17 protein-coding genes are annotated in these 19,056 nt (G+C 64.9%); 11 read left to right on the top strand and 6 right to left on the bottom strand.

Features of this window, described 5'->3' with window-relative positions; genetic code table 11:
• Positions 1-249 precede the first annotated feature (249 nt).
• The 3 genes from ACLI1P_RS11530 to ACLI1P_RS11540 form a co-directional block, all read right to left on the bottom strand.
• On the bottom strand, positions 250-429 hold the full coding sequence (locus tag ACLI1P_RS11530; RefSeq protein ID WP_306507636.1) for a PorH family porin: 180 nt from the start codon (positions 427-429) through the stop codon (positions 250-252).
• A 465-nt stretch (positions 430-894) separates the two neighbouring features.
• Positions 895-2,538 carry a chaperonin GroEL gene (gene groL, locus ACLI1P_RS11535; RefSeq protein WP_296133090.1) on the bottom strand — a complete coding sequence of 548 codons (1,644 nt, stop codon included), beginning with the start codon at positions 2,536-2,538 and terminating at the stop codon, positions 895-897.
• Between the two features lie 307 nt (positions 2,539-2,845).
• Positions 2,846-4,825, bottom strand: a complete 1,980-nt coding sequence (locus tag ACLI1P_RS11540; RefSeq protein WP_296133089.1) for an OPT family oligopeptide transporter — start codon at positions 4,823-4,825, stop codon at positions 2,846-2,848.
• Positions 4,826-4,939: 114 nt separating this feature from the next.
• Between ACLI1P_RS11540 and ACLI1P_RS11545 the strand changes: the two genes are divergently transcribed.
• From ACLI1P_RS11545 to ACLI1P_RS11580, 8 genes are all read left to right on the top strand, one after another.
• The gene (locus ACLI1P_RS11545) at positions 4,940-6,307 is read left to right on the top strand and encodes a dipeptidase (protein WP_411708932.1); all 1,368 of its coding nucleotides are present in this window, start codon (positions 4,940-4,942) and stop codon (positions 6,305-6,307) included.
• Positions 6,308-6,559: 252 nt separating this feature from the next.
• The gene (locus tag ACLI1P_RS11550) at positions 6,560-9,505 is read left to right on the top strand and encodes a Na+/H+ antiporter subunit A (RefSeq protein ID WP_411708933.1); all 2,946 of its coding nucleotides are present in this window, start codon (positions 6,560-6,562) and stop codon (positions 9,503-9,505) included.
• Entirely contained in the window at positions 9,505-10,005 is a 501-nt protein-coding gene (locus tag ACLI1P_RS11555) for a Na(+)/H(+) antiporter subunit C (protein ID WP_408929640.1), read from the top strand. Before ACLI1P_RS11550 ends, ACLI1P_RS11555 begins: the two co-directional genes overlap by 1 nt.
• Complete coding sequence (locus tag ACLI1P_RS11560) at positions 9,998-11,818, top strand: Na+/H+ antiporter subunit D (protein ID WP_411708934.1); 1,821 nt, start codon at positions 9,998-10,000, stop codon at positions 11,816-11,818. The genes ACLI1P_RS11555 and ACLI1P_RS11560 overlap by 8 nt, the downstream gene beginning before the upstream one ends.
• Positions 11,815-12,333, top strand: coding sequence for a Na+/H+ antiporter subunit E (locus ACLI1P_RS11565; protein ID WP_411708935.1), 519 nt, complete (start codon positions 11,815-11,817; stop codon positions 12,331-12,333). The genes ACLI1P_RS11560 and ACLI1P_RS11565 overlap by 4 nt, the downstream gene beginning before the upstream one ends.
• Positions 12,333-12,605, top strand: coding sequence for a monovalent cation/H+ antiporter complex subunit F (locus ACLI1P_RS11570; protein ID WP_408929643.1), 273 nt, complete (start codon positions 12,333-12,335; stop codon positions 12,603-12,605). Before ACLI1P_RS11565 ends, ACLI1P_RS11570 begins: the two co-directional genes overlap by 1 nt.
• Positions 12,602-12,988 (top strand): monovalent cation/H(+) antiporter subunit G, encoded by a 387-nt coding sequence (locus tag ACLI1P_RS11575; RefSeq protein ID WP_411708936.1) that lies wholly within the window; start codon positions 12,602-12,604, stop codon positions 12,986-12,988. The genes ACLI1P_RS11570 and ACLI1P_RS11575 overlap by 4 nt, the downstream gene beginning before the upstream one ends.
• An 18-nt stretch (positions 12,989-13,006) precedes the next feature.
• Complete coding sequence (locus ACLI1P_RS11580; RefSeq protein ID WP_411708937.1) at positions 13,007-14,245, top strand: glycosyltransferase 87 family protein; 1,239 nt, start codon at positions 13,007-13,009, stop codon at positions 14,243-14,245.
• Positions 14,246-14,275: 30 nt separating this feature from the next.
• On the opposite strand, the gene ACLI1P_RS11585 is transcribed toward ACLI1P_RS11580, so the two are convergent.
• The 3 genes from ACLI1P_RS11585 to ACLI1P_RS11595 are packed head-to-tail and all read right to left on the bottom strand — an operon-like array spanning position 14,276 to position 16,620.
• On the bottom strand, positions 14,276-15,412 hold the full coding sequence (locus ACLI1P_RS11585; RefSeq protein WP_411708938.1) for a glutamate--cysteine ligase: 1,137 nt from the start codon (positions 15,410-15,412) through the stop codon (positions 14,276-14,278).
• A gap of 48 nt (positions 15,413-15,460) precedes the next feature.
• Positions 15,461-16,339: a LytR C-terminal domain-containing protein gene (locus tag ACLI1P_RS11590; RefSeq protein WP_411708939.1), complete on the bottom strand. Its 879-nt coding sequence runs from the start codon at positions 16,337-16,339 to the stop codon at positions 15,461-15,463.
• 26 nt (positions 16,340-16,365) lie between these two features.
• Positions 16,366-16,620 carry a DUF3263 domain-containing protein gene (locus ACLI1P_RS11595; RefSeq protein ID WP_408929648.1) on the bottom strand — a complete coding sequence of 85 codons (255 nt, stop codon included), beginning with the start codon at positions 16,618-16,620 and terminating at the stop codon, positions 16,366-16,368.
• 16 nt (positions 16,621-16,636) lie between these two features.
• Between ACLI1P_RS11595 and ACLI1P_RS11600 the strand changes: the two genes are divergently transcribed.
• Genes ACLI1P_RS11600 through ACLI1P_RS11610 form a run of 3 tightly spaced genes read left to right on the top strand, consistent with a single transcriptional unit; the run spans position 16,637 to position 19,050 of the window.
• The gene (locus ACLI1P_RS11600; protein ID WP_296133080.1) at positions 16,637-17,251 is read left to right on the top strand and encodes a peptide deformylase; all 615 of its coding nucleotides are present in this window, start codon (positions 16,637-16,639) and stop codon (positions 17,249-17,251) included.
• A complete protein-coding gene (locus tag ACLI1P_RS11605; protein WP_411708940.1) occupies positions 17,252-18,235 on the top strand; it encodes a GNAT family N-acetyltransferase in 984 nt (327 codons plus the stop codon).
• Between the two features lie 5 nt (positions 18,236-18,240).
• Complete coding sequence (locus ACLI1P_RS11610) at positions 18,241-19,050, top strand: exodeoxyribonuclease III (protein ID WP_296133078.1); 810 nt, start codon at positions 18,241-18,243, stop codon at positions 19,048-19,050.
• Positions 19,051-19,056: the final 6 nt, after the last annotated feature.

The following is a 19,056-nucleotide window of genomic DNA, read 5'->3' on the forward strand; positions in this document are numbered from 1 at the left end:
CCGGTTTTGGATACGCGAAACCCCGCTGCCCAAAGCGGGTCAGCGGGGTTAAGGCTTAGTACTGCGTGAGCAGTGCAGTCTTACGGCAGCAGGCCGATCAGCTTGGAAGCGCCGGTAGCAGCGTCGCCGAGACCGTAAAGAACGTTAAGGATGACACCGAGAACGCCGGTGGAAGAAAGGGTACCCATTTTAAAACTCCTTGGGATTGAAAGTATGAAGTGGTCTTATTACGCCGTTAGGCGAATGTTCTTACTTGGAGGACATCCAGTCGAACTGCTCGGTCTTCGGAGCAGCCTCGAAGTCGTCGCCCAGCTGGACAGCGCCAGCAACGGTGTCGAAGGCCTTAGCGAAGCCGGTGAACAGCTTCTTGATGCCCTCGGCGAAGGTGCCGAAGTTGCCGAGCTGCTCGCCAATGAAGTTAAGATCCATTATGGTCTCCTCATGTGAAGTCCGGGTAAAGAATTTGCCCGGAGGGGTTTGCGGTTTGCAGACACCCTCTGCGGGCGTCACAAGACGTAATTTTGCCACACCTGCCCAACATTGCAAGCCCCAACGCCCAATTGTTGTGCCGTGATTTTTGCCGCTAAAGCACCCATAAAATAGCAATGTAATGTTAACCAAACGTTAACCTGACCAGCGGGAACGCTGTTAGCTGGTAAAACGCGGCTGTGTCGATATAATTTCACGGAATTCTTTGGCTCATACGTAACGCGCACCCCAGCGCCGACGATGATTATGTCTTTACAGGCTGAAAATTGAACCCGAAGTTTTCGGGCACACTCCCAAATTTACCCCTATGTGGGGCTACTTTTCCCGCCCGGAAGGTTTCAAGATCGCAACAGCTCCCCACGGCACCGCCGCGGGGAGCTGAAGTTCTGCTATGGGTACGAGCGCTTAGAAGCCCATGCCGCCCATGGCGTCAGCATCCGGCATCTGCTGAGCACCGGCCGGCTCCGGCTTGTCAGCCACAACCGCCTCAGTGGTCAGGAACAGCGCCGCGATGGAGGCCGCGTTCTGCAGAGCAGAGCGGGTAACCTTCACCGGGTCATTGATGCCCTCGGCCATGAGGTCCACGTACTCGCCAGATGCAGCGTTGAGGCCCTGGCCAGCCGGCAGGGACGCCACCTTGTCAGCAACCACGCCAGGCTCCAGGCCAGCGTTGTGCGCGATCTGCTTCAGCGGTGCGGACAGTGCCTCGCGGACGATCTTCACGCCGGTGGCCTCGTCACCGGTGAGGTCGGAGAGGGAATCCAGGACGTCGGCAGCCTGCAACAGGGCCACGCCACCACCGGCGACGATGCCCTCCTCCACGGCAGCCTTAGCGTTGCGCACAGCGTCCTCGATGCGGTGCTTGCGCTCCTTGAGCTCGACCTCAGTAGCAGCACCAACCTTGAGGACTGCGACGCCGCCGGCCAGCTTGGCCAGGCGCTCCTGCAGCTTCTCGCGGTCGTAGTCGGAGTCGGAGTTCTCAATCTCGGCACGGATCTGCTTGATGCGGCCGTCGATCTGATCTTGGGAACCGGCACCCTGGACGATGGTGGTCTCATCCTTGGTCACAACGACCTTGCGGGCCTGGCCCAGGTACTCGATCTCGGCGGTCTCGAGGGAGAGGCCGACCTCCTCGGAGATGACCTGGCCGCCGGTGAGGATGGCCATGTCCTGCAGAGTGGCCTTGCGGCGGTCACCGAAGCCCGGTGCCTTGACGGCCACGGACTTAAAGGTGCCGCGGATCTTGTTGACCACGAGAGTGGACAGGGCCTCGCCCTCGACATCCTCGGCGATAATGAGCAGCGGCTTGCCGGTTTGCATGACCTTCTCCAGCAGCGGGACGAGGTCCTTGATGTTGGAGATCTTGGAGGAGACGAGCAGGATGTACGGATCCTCCAGGACAGCCTCCTGGCGCTCCATGTCGGTGGCGAAGTAGCCGGAGATGTAGCCCTTGTCGAAGCGCATGCCCTCAGTAACCTCGAGGTCCACGCCGAAGGTGTTGGACTCCTCCACGGTGATGACGGAGTCCTTGTTCACGGAGCCGTTGCCCACGGTGTACATCGCCTCAGCGATCTTCTCACCGATAGCCGGGTCCGCGGCGGAGATGCCAGCGGTGGTGGCGATCTGCTCCTGGGTTTCTACTTCCTTGGCGGAAGCCAGCAGGGAGTCCACAACCTTCTTGGTAGCGGTCTCGATGCCGCGCTTGATGCCCATCGGGTTGGAGCCGGCGGCGACGTTGCGCAGGCCTTCGCGAACCAGTGCCTGTGCCAGGACGGTAGCGGTGGTGGTGCCGTCACCCGCGACGTCATCGGTCTTCTTGGCAACTTCCTTGACCAGCTCAGCGCCGATCTTCTCGTACGGGTCCTCGAGCTCGATCTCGCGCGCGATGGAGACACCGTCGTTAGTAATGGTCGGGGCGCCCCAGGACTTCTCCAGGACGACGTTGCGGCCCTTGGGGCCGAGGGTGACCTTGACGGCGTCGGCCAGCGTGTTCAGACCACGCTCGAGGCCGCGACGTGCCTCTTCATCGAAGGCAATGATCTTTGCCATGTGTTTGTGCTCCTTAAGCTTTGTTGAGGACGACACTCACGTCGGATCTATGACGGACGCCCGCGACGGCACGGCTGGCGAGTGTTCTCCAGCCCCAACCACATAGATGACTCTGATTTATTTCTGGCACTTGCCACGTGGAAGTGCTAGCGACCATTCTGGCACTCTCCCCCACCGACTGCAAGGTTCAACACGAACGCTATAAGCGAACGGGCGGTGCTTGCGCACCGCCCGCGACTACCTCCGACGAACAACCGGCATGGGTATGTGAGTAGGTATGTGAGTTAAGGGAATAGAAGAGGTTGCCTTACTTCTCCGCAACTGCCTTCTTCGAGGTCCACTTGTAGGACACCGTGATAGCGGCGATGAAGAGCACGACGCCGATCACCTTGGCAGAGGTTCCGCCCTCAAAGATTTCCAGCGGGGACTCGCCGCCAGAGGCCGCGATGATGGCCGCGTTGACCACGCCAAAGAGGGACTCACCCACGATGAGGCCGGTGGCCAGCAGCGTGCCCATGCGCTTGACAAAGTCCGGGTTGGACTGGCGGGCCGACCAGCGGTTGTACACGTAGCCCAGGATGGCACCAATAGGCACCACGATGGTGATGGCGGCCGGCAGGTACATGCCCATGCCCACGGCCAGCGGGGACAGGGAGTACTTGTCCGTGAACTTGCGCAGGCACTCATCGATCACGATGATGACGGCGCCAATCGCCGCGCCTAGGCCGATGAGGTCCCACGGCAGAGAGCTATCGAAGATGCCGGAGGCCACCGAGGACATGAGCGCTGCCTGCGGGGCGGCCAGGGCATCCTCGCCGGCGCCCTCCATGCCCTGGAAGCCGAAGCCGGTGAGCATGACCTGCAGGATCGGCGGGATAACCAGGGAACCGAAGATGACGCCAATGATGAGCGCGACCTGCTGCTTCCAGGGCGTAGCCCCGACCAGCTGGCCGGTCTTGAGGTCCTGGAGGTTGTCGTTAGAGATGGTGGCGATGCCGAAAACAATCGCCGCGGTAAACAGCGTGTAGGCCACGAGGGACAGCGGCTCGGCGTCGGTGCCGCGAGTCACCAGCGCGATGATGAGCGCGGCGACGATGACGGCGATAATGCCAATGGAGGAAATCGGCGAGTTCGACGCACCGATAAGGCCCGCCATGTAGCCGCACACCGAGGCGATGACGAGACCCACCAGCAGCGTAAAGAGCACAGACACGGTAATGAGCACCGCCATGTGCTCGTGAATATCGGTGCCGCGCACGAAGTTCCACAGCAGCAGGCCGATGGGGATCATGAGGGCAACGATGGTGCCAATGACGTAGGGCGCCGGAATGTCGCGCTCCTCCACGTCCACCTGCTGGCCGCTCTTGCGGTGGCGGGAGGAGGCGAAGGACTCCGCCATGCCCTTAGCAATCGGACCGGCAATCTTGATCAGCGTCCACACGGCCGCGATGGCCATGGTGCCCACGCCGATGAAGCGGATGCGGCCGGAGAAGACACTATCCACGGTGTCCATGAGGGTGGCCGGATCTCCCAGAGCCTCACCACCGGTGAGGATGGGCAGCAGAATCAGGTAGGAGATGACAACGCCGACGAGCATGGCTATACCCACCGCCAGGCCCACCAGGTGGCCCACACCGATGAGCGCCAGGGACAGCGAGGAGCCCAGGGTGGTAGCACCGGAGCCGAGCTTGAAGTACGCCGCGACTTCCGACGCCGCCGCCTTCATCGCTGCCAGCAGCGCCATCACGGCAGACAGGATGCCGCCGAAGACGATGACGCGCAGGCCCTTGGCGTTTTCCTCGTGGGCAACATCGCCCTCCACACCGGAGCTATCGCCCACCTTGAGGACCTCGGCCGCGGCCACGCCCTCCGGGTACGGCAGGTCGGAGCCAGTCACCAGGGCGCGGCGCAGCGGGATGGAGTACATCACGCCCAGCACACCGCCGATGGCGCACACCGCCGCGGTATCGACGAAGGAGAATCCCTGCCAGTAGCCCACCATCACCAGGCCCGGAAGCACGAAGATGATGGCGGACAGGGTGCCGGCGGCCGACGCGATGGTCTGCACAATGTTGTTTTCCTTAACATTGTGACCGGCAAAGCGGCGCAGCACGGCCATGGAGATCACCGCGGCCGGGATGGAGGTGGCAAACGTCAGGCCCACCTTGAGGCCCAGATAGACGTTGGCCGCGGTAAAAATCAGCGTGATGAGTCCACCAATGATGATGCCGCGCAGCGTGAGCTCGCGGAGCGTGGACTGGGAACCTTCGGCGGTGGTAGTCGCCATGTCAGGTCCTTTCTAATGCAATATGGAGTGAACCTTAGAAAGTCTAGTATGCCGCGGCCGTTACGCCTAGCCAATACGCTCGGCGCCCAGCCCGCACAGGGTACGTTGGAAGCTATGAGCAACATTTCTGAATTCATCGCTTCCGACCGCGAGAACATCTTTAGCCAGCTCAAGGAGCTGGTGTCCTTCAACTCCGTGCACAACGAGCCGGGCTTGGAAGACCAGACTGCCAAGGCCGCTGAGTGGGTCAGCAACGCCCTGTCTACTGCGGGCCTTGAGCCGCAGTCCATCACTACTGCCGATGGCTCCACCGCCATCCTGGCCACCCGCCCGGGCAAGGAGGGTGCGAAGACGGTGCTGCTCTACTCGCACTACGACGTCGTCCCGGCCGGCAACCCGGAGGCGTGGGAGTCGGATCCGTTTACCCTCACCGAGCGCAATGGCCGTTGGTACGGCCGCGGCGCCGCCGACTGCAAGGGCAACGTGGCCATGCACCTGGCCGCCCTGCGCGCCCTAGATGCGAATGGCGGCACCGACCTCAACCTCACCGTCCTCATCGAAGGCTCCGAGGAGCGCGGCGGCGAGGGCCTGTCCGCACTCATTGAGGAGCGCCCGGAGCTGTTCGCTGCCGACGCCATCCTGATCGCCGATGCCGGCAACGCCAAGGCGGGCGTGCCGACGTTGACCACCTCCCTGCGCGGTGGCTCCCAGATCAACGTCAAGGTCTCCACCCTCAACTCGGCAGTGCACTCCGGCCAGTTCGGCGGCGCGGCTCCCGACGCCGTCAAGGCTCTCATGCGCGCGCTGGACTCCCTGACGGATGAGTACGGCCGGACGACTATCGACGGCGTCGATTGTGACGGCACCTGGCCCCTCGCCGCCGGCCAGGACACCGCCTACACCGAGGAGGACTTCCGCGCCGACGCGCAGATGCTCGACGGCACCGAGGTCATGGGCGCCCACGACCCTGCAGGCGCCACCGCCATCGCGGACCTCATCTGGGCCCGCCCGGCCATCACCGTGACTGGCTTTACCTCTACCCCGGTGGCAGAAGCCGTCAACGCGGTGCCGGCAACCGCGGAGGCCAACCTGAACCTGCGCACCCCGGCCACCATGGACCCGCAGACCACCGCCGAAGCCGTAGCAGAGCACCTCAAGAAGCACGTCCCGTTCGGCGCGCACATCGAGGTCACCATCCTGGAAGCCAACCTGGGCTTCGAGACGGACCCGGAGAAGCCCGCCGTAGCGTTGCTGGGCCAGTGCCTGGGTGAGGCCTACGGTTCCGAGGCCATCACGCAGGGCATGGGCGGTTCCATCCCGCTGACCGTGGAGTTGCAGGGCAAGCACCCCAGCGCTGAGATTGCTCTGTTTGGTGTGGAGGAGCCGCAGGCCACCATCCACTCCGCCAACGAGTCCGTGGACCCGAACGAGATTGAGAAGATTGCCGTTGCGGAGGCGCTCTTCCTGCAGCGTTTCCAGTAACGCGCTCTGCACAAACTCTGCGCCCACACCGCATCCGCCCAGGAGCCGCCCAGTACCTGCCAGGTATCTGCTCGGTATGTGCTCGGCATCCGGCCCTGCGGAAAGTCTGTAGGCGCACCATATATAACTGTATGAACCCAGAATGTGAAAACCGGCTTTCCTGTCTGTACTGTGAGCACTAGTACTTCCTGCTCATTCGTGCAGCGGGATTAGCCGGTTTTCAATTTTGCAAAGGACGCCCCTACTAGCACCGTGCTCATCCTTTTTTGCGCCCTGGTTCTTACCACCATCGCCGCTCCGTTTCTCATCTTTTCTCTCGGCCGGTGGGCCTTTGGTCTGCTCGCAATGGTGCCCGCCGTCGGTTTCTTTTGGGTGCTGCGCCAGCTGACCGAGGGCACGCTACGCGAAGGCCATCAGCTAGCCTTCGACGCCGAGTGGATGCCCGCCGTCCATCTGGACATCAGCTTCCGCATGGACGCGCTTTCAGCGCTGTTCAGCCTGATCATCTTGGGCGTGGGCGCGCTCGTACTCATTTATTGTTGGGGCTACTTTGACCACTCGCCGCGGCGTCTGGCACTGTTCGGCGCGCAGATGGTGGGCTTTGCCACCGCCATGTACGGCCTGGTCATCTCGGACAACTTCCTGCTGCTCTACGTCTTCTGGGAAATCACCTCCTTGCTGTCCTTCCTCCTGGTCAGCTACTACGGCGAGCGCGCGTCCTCCCGGCGTGCCGCGCAGCAGGCGCTCATGGTCACCGTGTTGGGCGGCCTGGCCATGCTCATGGGCATCATCCTGCTCGGCCGACAGACCGGCGCGTGGTCCTTTACTGACATCGCCGCCACGGAGGACCTGGCCACCACCCCGTACCTCACCGTGGCCATCGTGCTCATCCTGTGCGGTGCGCTGTCCAAGTCCGCCATCGCGCCGGCGCACTTCTGGCTGCCGGGCGCCATGGCCGCCCCGACCCCGGTCTCGGCCTACCTGCACTCGGCCGCGATGGTGAAGGCGGGTATCTACCTCGTCGCGCGCCTAGCTCCCTCGGTGCACGAGGTCACCACCTGGCACCTCGTCGTCGTCCCGCTCGGCGCGTTCACCATGCTGCTGGGCGGCTGGATGGCGCTCAAGCAGCGCGATCTCAAGCTCATCCTGGCCTACGGCACGGTCTCCCAGCTGGGTTTTATCACCGCCGTCATTGCCATCGGCTCCCGCGAGGCCATGCACGCGGGCCTGGCACTGACCTTTGCGCACTCGCTGTTCAAGGCCGCGCTGTTCATGATCGTCGGTGCGATTGACCATGCGGCGGGAACGAGAGACGTCGGCAAGCTGGCGGGCCTGGGCAAGCAGAAGCCGGGCCTGTACATTCTGGCTATCCTGCCCGCGATGTCGATGGCAGGCGTCCCGCCGCTGCTGGGATTCGTGTCCAAGGAGGCCACGCTCGAGGCCATCATGCATGAAGAGCTCTTGGTGGGCATGCCGCGCAACCTGCTGCTCGCGGCCGTCGTGGCCGGCTCGGCGCTGACCATGGCCTACGCGCTGCGCTTTTTGTGGGGTGCGTTCTCCTCCAAGGGCCAGGAGGAGCCTTCCGAGGCCGTAGCCGCCATGCATCCGGTGGCCCCCTTCCTGTGGCTGCCGCCGGCGGCGCTCACGCTGCTCACCATCTTCTTCGGTGTCCAACCCACCCCGCTGGATCACGGCATTACCCAGCACCTGAACAACACCTTCGGTATAGAAAAGGGCTCCCACCTGGCGCTGTGGCACGGCTGGACCGTCGCGCTGCTGCTCTCCGCGGTGATCATCGCCGCCGGTGTGATCCTACACTGGCAGCGCAAGGCACTGGCCAAGGCTCAGTTCGCCTACCCGGCGCTGGGTTCGGCAGACAAGGCCTACGACGCCGTCATTAACTACCTGCGCCAGCTGTCCCTGCGCACCACCGCCTCCACGCAGCGCGGTTCCCTGCAGCTGAACCTCACCATCATTTTTGCCACGCTCATGGTGCTGCCGGTGGCTATGCTCATTCGCGGCGACCTCACGGATGTGCACATGATTGTGGCCGACAATCCGTGGCAGGCTATGGCCGCGGTCGTCATCATCATCGCGGCGGTGACCGCCGCGGTGCTGGATAACCGCCTCTCCGGAGTCATCCTCGTCGGCACCACCGGCTACGGGCTAGCCTTCATCTTCGCCCTGCATGGTGCCCCAGACCTGGCGCTCACGCAGTTGCTGGTGGAGACCATCGTCATGGTGCTCTTCATGCTGGTGTTGCGCCGTATGCCGGCCTCCACCGAGTGGAAGCAGGACCCGAAGATGGGCCGCCTGCGCGCCTGGCTGGCCGTGGGCGTGGGGCTCACGGTGACCATGGTGGGCATGTTCGCCGTCAACGCGCGGCGCGAGGAGCCTATCTCCCAGTTCATGCCGGATCTGGCCAAGGAGATTGGCCATGGTGCTAACACCGTCAATGTGCTGCTGGTTGACCTGCGCGCCTGGGATACCTTCGGTGAAATCACCGTCCTTATCATCGCCGCCACCGGCATTGCCTCCCTCATCTACCGCACCCAGTCCTTTACCCGCGAATCCCGGCGGCCCACCTTGCGCGCCACTGGCCGTCGTTGGCTGGCCGCCGGGGCGGAATCGGAAAAGGCACTCAACCGCTCCCTCATGGTGGACGTGAGCACCCGCCTGCTCTTCCCGTCCATGATGGCGCTGTCGCTATACTTCTTCTTCTCCGGGCACAACGCACCGGGCGGCGGCTTCGCCGGCGGTCTCGTGGCCGCCCTGGCGCTCATCCTGCGCTACCTGGCCGGTGGGCGCGCGGAGCTGGAGGAGGCGCTGCCTATCGACGGCGGACGCACCATGGCCGTGGGCTTACTGTTCTCCCTGAGCGCGGTGGTCACGCCGATGTTCTTCGGACACCCGCCACTCACCACGGCCTACACCAAGGTGCCCATCCCGCTCGTCGGCGATGTGTCGCTGCCCTCGGCGCTGATTTTCGACGCCGGCGTGTACCTCATCGTCGTCGGCCTCACCCTCTGCGTGCTCTCCTCCTTGGGCGCCAAGCTGGATGAGGAAGAGGACATGCGTAAGCAGCGCGCCCGCGACCGTGCCCGGTCGCTGGCCCGACGCAACCAGGAAAAGAAAGCGGCGAATGCCACGAACTCTGCACAGTCCAGTGCCCGTTCCACCGAAGGGAGCAACGCCTAATGGATGCTAATCTCATGCTCCTGCTGGCCGCGGGAACGCTCTGCGGCGCAGGTGTCTACCTCCTGCTGGATCGCGCCATGACCAAGATGCTGCTGGGCATCCTGCTGCTGGGCAACGGCGCCAACCTCTTCATGCTGATGGCGGGCGGCCGAGCGGGCTCGCCGCCTATCGATGGCCGCACGTCCGCGCCCTACGGCGAGGAAATCGCCGATCCGCTGGCGCAGGCCATGATCCTCACGGCCATCGTCATCTCCATGGCCATGACCGGATTCATCCTTACCCTGGCCTACCGCCAATACCGTTACCGCTCGGCCGACGTCATTGAGGACGACACCGAGGACACCGCCATCGCGGCCATTGCCTCGCGCCCGGGTAACGCCGCCGCGGCGCCCGACCACGATGCATCCAGCGACCCGTCTACCGGCCGCGCTACCAAGGCGGGCGACAAGTTTGGCCCCGAGTTCTTCGAGGCACCGGTGAAGGAGGCTAACGATGACTGAGACCATCCAGCCCGTCGTTGATGCCCTGCTGCCCTACATCAGCTACCTCATCCCGCTGCCGATCATCATCCCGGCCATCGCGGCGGCCCTGGCCATCCTGTGCGCCCGCAGCGCCACGGCCCAGCGTCAGATCGCGTTCTTCTCGCTGCTGCTGCTCGCGGCGGTCAACGCCACACTCATCTTCATCGCGGATACCACCGGCATCCAAACCCTGCAGGTCGGCGGCTGGGACGCCCCAGTGGGCATCACGCTGGTGGCGGACCGGCTGTCCACGGTGATGCTCTTTACCTCCTCCGTCGTGCTCTTCAGCGTGATGTGGTACGGCATCTCCCAGGGCGTGCGCGACGGCACAAAGGACGAGCCGGTGGCGGTGTTCCTGCCTACCTACATGCTGCTCACCATGGGCGTGAACGTGTCCTTCCTGGCGGGCGACCTGTTCAACCTCTACGTGGGCTTCGAGATCTTCCTCGTGGCCTCCTACGTGCTGCTCACCCTGGGCGCCTCCCCGGCCCGAGTGCGCGCCGGCGTGGGCTACGTCATGGTATCCATGGCCTCCTCGCTGATCTTCGTGCTGGCCTTGGGCTACGTCTACGCCACGGTGGGCACCATGAACATGGCGCAGATTGGCATCCGCATGGAGGACGTCCCGGAGGGCACGCGCACCGCGGTCTTCTCCGTCCTCCTCATCGCCTTCGGTATCAAGGCCGCCATCTTCCCGCTGGACGCCTGGCTGCCGGACTCCTACCCCACCGCGCCGTCCCTCGTCACCGCGGTCTTCGCGGGCCTGTTGACCAAGGTGGGCGTGTACGCCATCATCCGCGCGCGCACCTCCATCTTCACCGGCGGCGGCCTGGACACGCTGCTCATGTGGGTGGCGCTGGCTACCATGCTGGTGGGTATCCTGGGCGCGATTGCGCAGTCCGACATCAAGCGTTTGCTGTCCTTTACCCTGGTCAGCCACATCGGCTACATGATCTTCGGCGTGGCGCTGGGCACCGCGCAGGGCCTGTCCGGCGCCATCTTCTACGCCGTGCACCACATTCTGGTGCAGACCACGCTCTTCCTCGTCGTGGGCCTAGTCGAGCGCCAGGCGGGTACCTCCTCCCTGCGTCGGCTGGGTTCGCTCATCTACAGCGCGCCGCTCATCGCCATCCTGTACTTCATCCCGGCGATCAACCTGGGCGGCATCCCGCCGTTCTCCGGCTTCCTGGGCAAGGTGTTGCTCCTGCAGGCCGGCGCCAACGAGGGCTCCTGGCTGTCGTGGGTGCTCATCGCCGGCGCGATCATCACCTCCCTGCTCACGCTCTACGTCATGATCCTGGTGTGGGCCAAGGGCTTCCTGCGGGACCGCGGCGACGCCCCGGAGGGCCACCTGGCCATGGCCCGGCCCTCTACCCTGGGCGAGGTCACCGAGTACGTCGAACTGGATGAGCGTGCCGACGTGGGCCGCCTGCCGTTCGGCATGCTGGCCTCGACGTCACTGCTAGTACTCGCCTCCGTCTCGATGACGTTCCTGGCCGGCCCCATCTCCGCGGTGACGGGCCGGGCGGCTACCTCGGCGCAGGATGGCTCCATCTATCGCTACGCCGTGTTGGGTGACAACGCCGATAATCCGACTCGCCACCTGGATCCGAAGGACCGCTACGACGGCGGCGCGGACTCGCTGGAACACCGCGGCGGCCCGGTGTCGGAGCCGGAGCCGGGGACCACGAAGGCGCCGCCAAGCACTGCGCCCTCCACCCCGTCCTCTGTATCCTCGCCCCCGCCGCTTCCTACCTCCGTGGGCAGCGCAGAAAAGGAGGTGTCCCGATGAAGCTTTCAGGAGTAAAGCACCGCTTCCGCCCGTGGTTCATCGTGTGGCTCACCATCATGTGGTGCCTGCTCATGGGCGAAGTCACCGTGGCCAACCTGGTCGGCGGCTTGCTGGTGGGCATCTTCATCGTCTTCGCGCTGCCGCTGCCAGCCATGCCGGTCGCGGGCATCTCCATTAGTTGGGGACGCCTGGTGGCCTTCGGCGCGCGCTGGTTTATGGAGCTCATTCACGCCTCTCTGAAGGTGGGCTGGCTAGCGGTGCGGCCCAAGCCGGTGCCGAAGACGGCCATTATCCAGATGCCCATGCGTGTGGACAATGAGTTCATCCTGGCCCTGGCGGTGAGCCTGTACAACCTGCAGCCGGGCGGCACCATTTCCGATATCGATATTGCCAACCGCATGCTCACCATCCACCTCCTATCGGCCGACTCTGACGGCGACCTAGAGCGGGAAACCGCGGCCGTGCGCCGGCTGGAGGCGGACATGATCGCCATCTTCGAAAGGAGCCATTCCTGATGGACACGGACGTCTACAACATCTTCCTCACCGTGGCCGCCGGCATCCTGGTGGTAGCGTTCCTCATCACCACGTGGCGCATCGTCGTCGGCCCCAACTCGCTGGACCGCCTGGTGGGCGTGGACGGTTTTGTAGCCATGGCGCAGTGCGCGATGGCCACGTACATGTGCTGGACGCTGGACACCACAGTGTCGAATGCCATGCTCGTCGTGGCACTGTTGGGCTTTATCTCTACGGTCTCCGTGACGCGCTTTAGGAAGAGGGATTCATGAGTTACGAATTTATTGCTGATGTAGCCTCCCTGGTCCTCATCTTCGCCGGCTCCCTGCTCATCCTGACTGCCGCCGTGGGGATGGTGCGCTTCAAGGACACGATGTCGCGCGTGCACGCCATCTCCAAACCGCAGACCACCGGGCTTATCTTCACCATTGTGGGGGCGATCATCAAGGTGACCGGATCCCAAGATTTCAGTGCGGCTGAGCGTGGCGATCTGGGCATCCTCTTCCTACTGGTACTGTTTGCAATGATTACCAGCCCGGTGACCGCCCAGAGGACCTCCCGCATCGCGCGCCGTGAGGGTCTGTACGGCACGCCGGAGTCGATGTCGCGCAACGAGAGCCCAGCCACGCGCCCGCTGCGCCGTAAGAAGGATTAGCAGCAAGGAGGACTCGCCGTGAAGAAGCTGTATGGCGCGACCACCATGTTCGCCATACTGGCCGCCCTGGTTGCGGTGATGGTGTACAAGTTCAGCCAGTACGATGGCCCCCACGCCTTCACCTTCATCCTCCCCTTCGACCTGTCCATCTACCGGATGGCAGGCCAAGACCTGCTCGACGGCGGCCTGCTGTACGACGCTCCCTATATCTTCAACTTCCCCTTCACCTACCCGCCGTTTGCCGGCGTGCTCTTCATGGTGCTGCCGCTGTTGAGCAAGGACGTCCTCACGGTCCTGTGGCCCGCGCTCATGTTCGCCGCGCTGCTGGCGATCATCATCATGGTCTTCCGCGAGCGCGGGCTGAAGATGACCCCGGCCGCCTGCCTCATCGCGGCGCTGCTGACCGCCCTGACCCCGGCTAATGAGACGATTCACGGCTCGCTCTACTACGGCCAGATCAACGTCTTCCTCATGCTGCTCGTCGCCTTCGACCTGCTGCCTATCAAGCGCCGCCTGCCCGGCGTGGGCATCGGCCTGGCTGCCGGCATCAAGCTCACCCCGGCCTACATGGGCCTAGCACTCCTCTTTGAGAAGCGCTGGTGGGCGGCCGCGGGGTCTGTCATCACGTTCTTTGTCACCGTTGCCATCGGCTTCCTCGTGGTGCCGGACGCGCTCGACTTCTGGACCGATGCCATGTTCAACTCCTCCCGCGTGGGTGAGCACGATAACCCGGGCGCGAAGTCGCTGCGCTCCCTGATGTTCCGTCAGCTGGATATCGACGGCGGCTTCTGGTGGATCCTGGCGGTGGCCGTGGTCTTCGCCCTGACCTGCCTGGCGCTGCGCACCGCGTACCTGCGCGGCAACCGCTCCGCCGCCCTGGCCATCACGGGCCTGAGCACCTGCCTGGTCTCCCCGTTCTCCTGGTACCACCACTTCGTGTGGACCATCCCCTTCGGCATCTGGATCTTCGTCGAAGCCAACCAGGCCGTGGGCAAGCGCCTGTCGGGCACGGCCGGCACCCAGCTCGCCGGCCTGGCGGGCGTGGCCGCGCTGGTGCTGGTGGAGCTGCCGTTTGTCTCCGTGCCGGTGTGGTTCACCATGTCCTCGGCCAACCTGGACGTGACCACCACCCTGCAGCCGTGGGCCACGTGCCTGTGGACGCTGTCCTGCGTAGCCTACATTGCGGCCTACGCCGTGTGGGGCTTCATCGCGCCGCGCCACCCGAAGGGCACGGCGGTCCCGGCGTCGAAGAAGTAGTCCACCGGGGGCAGGTTTCGGCCGCCTACCTTAGAGTGGGCGCAGCTGCTCCATCTCGTCCGCGGTGGCCTTGACCACCTTCTGCCAGCTGCCGGTGTCCTGGAACAGCCGGCGCTGACGCTCATAGCCGGCGCCGGAGTCAATGATCTCCTGCACCAACTGCAGTTCCCGGGCGCAGCCGAGCTCCTGGGACAGCGGCGCGAGCTCCTCGATCAGGTCTGCGAGCTCGTCCTTGACCCAGCGCTCGTCGGTCTCGCGCGAGGTGATGACCAGCGCGTCCATGCCGTAGCGCGCACCGCGCCACTTGTTCTCCGCCACGTGCCAGGGCTGCAAGGTGGGCAGCGTCTCGCCGGCGTCGATAAGGCGGTCGTAGTAGACGACCAAGCAGTGAGTCAGCGCCACGATGGCGGAGAGCTCGCGGAGGTTTGAGGTGGCGTCGGAAATGCGCACCTCCACCGTGCCCCACTTGGAGGCCGGGCGGACATCGAAGTGCATGGAGCCGGTGTGGTTGATGACCCCGGAGATGGCCTGGTCCCGTGTGTAGGACTGCCACTGCGCCCAGCTCTCAAACTGGTAGGGCATGCCGGCCGTGGGCAGCTGCTGATACAGCATGGTGCGGTTGGATGCGTAGCCGGTGTCGAGCCCCTCCCACGCCGGCGAGCAGGCAGAGATGGCCAGCAGGTGCGGGTACTTCGTCATCAGCGCGTTGATGATGGGCCACACGCGGTCCTCGTGGCAAATACCCACGTGCACGTGCGTGCCCCACAGCAGCATCTGCTGCCCCCAGTACTGGGTGCGGTTGATGATTTCGGAATAGGCGGGCTTATCGGACACCGGGTTCTTCCGGAAGTCCGTAAAGGGGTGCCCGCCGGAAGCCCACAGGCGCACGCCCATAGCATCGGCCACGTCGCGCACTGCGCTAAGCGACGCCTCCAAGTCCCTCATCGCCTCCGGTACCGTCGCGCATACCCCGGTGACGAGTTCCACGGTGTTCTGGAGGAATTCCTTTTCCACGTGGATGCCGGGATGAGCAGCATTGACGCGATCAATAAGCTCGGCACCACGCGGCACGAGATCCCAGGTCACTGGGTCAACGAGGGCTACCTCCCACTCAACCCCGAGCGTGGGCTCGGGGGAGCAGGCGAAGTTCTCTTCCGGAATGTTCACCCGTCCATCGTATCTGTCAGACGGATGAATTTAATAAGATTTTATTCCTTAAGCCTGCGGTACGGCGAGGACCACGACGACCGCGTCGCCCTTGGTGTAATCGCCCTTCAGCTCGGCCGGGTACGGCGCGAGGGCCTCGGCCGGGACACTGCCGCCGTAGTACTGCGCGGCGACTTCCTTGGCCAGGTTCTCCGCGGCGGCGTCGCCCTCCGGGAAGTAGATGGTGGTCTGCGGCGCCGTGAAGACGTCACCGCTCAAGTTGCCTACCTCGGAGACCTTGAAGTTTTCGGACTTCAGGCGCTCGGCCTCATCGGCGGCGTAGTTGACGCGGGCGGAGTTGTTGTAGACGTTGACCGGGATGTCAGCCTGCTTGCGGTTGCCCGCAGCGTTGCCGCCCTGGCCAGCCGCGCCGTTCTCCGCGTCCGCGGCCGAGTCCCCCGTCGAGTCCGCCGGGGCACCAGGCTGGGAGCCGTCCTGAGCCTCGCCGGCGGCACCGTCCCGGCCCGGCTTGTCGCCGGCCTGGTCCTGGGAGCCGTGCTCGGCGGCGCTGCCCGGCTCGCCGCCCTCGGCGCCGCCGGTGGCGGGTGCGGACACGGTGGCGTCGCCCGTACCAGAGCCGTCGCCTGCGGCAGAGTCATCCTTGTCCGAGGTCAGCGAGTACAGGGCCCACATGCCCAGCATCACGGCCACGGCGATGAGCACCATGGCGACACCGCGCAGCGGCAGCTTGCCGGCGCCGGCGGAGGAGCCAGACGATGCCGGAGCTGCAGAATTGGCAGAGTTGGCAGGGGTAGCGGCGCCACCCTTCGCCCCGGAAGCCGCCCCAGCAGCAGTAGCCGTGGCGGCCTCGGGCTCGGCGGGCTTCGCGGCGTGGCGCGGGCCGCGAGGGGTCGTAGAGTCAGAGTTATCTGGATTCACATTAGTCACACGGGCAACTTTAGTAGTTCCGGGCGCTACTCCGGTGCATTGTCCCGCGCGGCGCGCCGGACATCCTCGCGCGCGTCCCGCAGCCGGCGCAGGCGCGCCACGAGGAGGGGATAGGCGGCGTGGGCCGCGGGGACGTCGAGAAGCACGTTGAGGCGTTGGTGATAGCGCACGGGCGAGATGTCCAGGCGGGTGCGGATCGCCTCCTCCTTCGCGGCAATCTCCCGCGGGGCGTGGGACTCGAACTCCAAAATGGCGGCGTCTAGGTCTGACAGGGACTGCATGCCTAAACTGTAGGCCATGACTATTCGACCCATCGTGATCCACGGCGACCCGGTCCTTCACAATCCGACCGAGCCGGTGACCGAAGCCATCGACTCTCCAGAGCTCCAGGAGCTCATCGCGGACATGCACGAGACCATGGACGCGGCCCACGGCGTAGGCCTGGCCGCCAACCAGGTCGGCGTGAACAAGCGCCTCTTTGTCTACCACTGCCCCGACACCGACGGCCCGGACGGCACCGAGCTGCCAGAAGGCGGCATGCGCCGCGGCTGCGTCATCAACCCCGTGCTGGAAACCTCCGAGATCCCGGAGACCATGCCGGCGGATGACGGCTCCGAGGACGAGGGCTGCCTCTCCGTCCCGGGCGAGGGCTTCCCCACCGGCCGCGCCGACTGGGCCCGCGTGACCGGCAAGAACGAAAAGGGTGAGGACATCACCATCGAGGGATACGGCTTCTTCGCGCGCATGCTGCAGCACGAGACCGGCCACCTCGACGGCTTTGTCTACACCGACGTGCTCACCGGCCGCTACAAGCGCCAGGCCAAGAAGACCATTAAGCGCAACGGCTGGACCGAGGCCGGCCTGACCTGGATGCCGGGCGAGGACGACGATCCCTTCGGGCACGAGGACTAAATGTCTCGCATCTTCCGCTCCGACACCGTCTCCGTGGGCGAGCGCGTGGTGGCCCGGCGCGAGTTCGGCGACGTCCACAGCGACGTCATCGGCCACGTGCTCAGCCTCGATCCGCTGGTGATCCGCCCGCAGGAGGTGGGCGGCTACCCGTCCTCGCTCGAGGCCGTGGAGATCCCGCCGGAACAGCTCAAGATTATTAAGCGGCTCTCCCCGCGCACGGTGCGCAATTCCGATATCCGGGCCGCCGAGGTTGCAGCTGCGGCCGCCTCCCCGGGCGCGGAGCAGGAGTGGACCGCCGACGGCCAGTGGCTCATGCGCGCCAGCGATGGCATCACGAGCCAGGCCAATTCGGCCATTCCGCTGGGCCACTCGGCGGGGTTCCTGCCGGTGCCTATCGACGACATCGATGCCTTCTTTGCCCGCCATCACCTGCCCACCTGCCTGGCCATCCCGGAGCGCATTGGCAAGTCCGCCGAAAAACTCATTGACGCCGATCCGGGTGCCTGGGAGATGGGGCCGGAAATCCTGGTGATGGTCCGCGCCCTGGACCAGCTGCCCGAGCCCGCGGGCGCGGCGTTCACCGCCGACGCACAGCCCGACCCCGCCTGGCTGGACCTATACCACTCTGGCAGCCAGCCGTCGGAGGCACTTGCCGCCCCGGCCGAAGGCACGGCCGTCTTCGCGCGCCTGCTGGCGGATACGGGCGAGACGACCGCGATTGCTCGGGGCACGCTCACCGAATCGGGCGACGGCACAGTGTGGCTGGGCCTGTCCGCCCTCACCGTGGCCGCGGACCAGCAGGATACGCGGCTGGAGGCGGAGTTGGCCGCACATCTTCTCACCTGGGGCAAGGACCACGGCGCCGAGAAGGCCTGGCTGGAAATCGAGGCGTCGGATAGCACCGGCGTACAGCTGGCTGAGGGGCTGGGCTTCCTGGAGCAACACCGTCACCGCTACGCCCGCCGCCGTGGTCAAGTAACCTAAGCGGCATGCGCATTGCCACCTGGAATATCAACTCCGTTCGCACCCGCGCCCAGCGCGCGGTGGACCTGCTGGCCAAGCACGACCTCGACGTGCTCTGCCTGCAGGAAACCAAGGTGGCCGATGACAAATTCCCCCGCCAGATTTTTGAGGACGCCGGCTACCACGTCACCTGCCACGGGCTGAACCAGTGGAACGGCGTGGCCATCATCTCCAAAGACCCGGCTGAAGAGGTCCAGACCTTCTTTCCCGGCCAGCCGGGCTTCCACAAGGACCCCGCCAAGGAGCAGAAGCGGGAGGCCCGCGCGGTGTCGGCGCGCATCCGCGGGGTGGAGATCTGGTCGCTCTACGTCCCCAACGGCCGCGAAATCACCGACCGCCACTACGACTACAAGCTGGAGTTCCTCTACGCACTCGCCCGCTACGTGGAGGACCACGCGCAGTCCAAGCTGCTGCTCACCGGTGATTTCAACATCGCCCCGCGGGACGAGGACGTGTGGGACATCCGCCCCTTCCGCGGCAAGACCCACGTCACGGAGCCGGAGCGCGCCGCCTTCCAGATGCTCGAGGAGGCCGGCCTGCAGGAAATCACCCGCCGCTTCACGGAGAAGGAGCGCTGGACCTACTTTGACTACAAGTCCCTGCGCTTCCAGAAGAACGAGGGCATGCGCATCGACTTCCAGCTGGCCACCGAGCCGCTCGCTGCCCTGGTCCAGGGCGCCCAGGTGGACCTGGTGGAGCGCGCCGGCGACAAGACCTCAGACCACGTCCCGCTCATCGCAGACTTCGATGTGCCCGACTTTGCCTCCGTGCGCTAGGACCCT

Source organism: Corynebacterium tardum, assembly GCF_046717785.1.
GTDB lineage: Bacteria > Actinomycetota > Actinomycetes > Mycobacteriales > Mycobacteriaceae > Corynebacterium.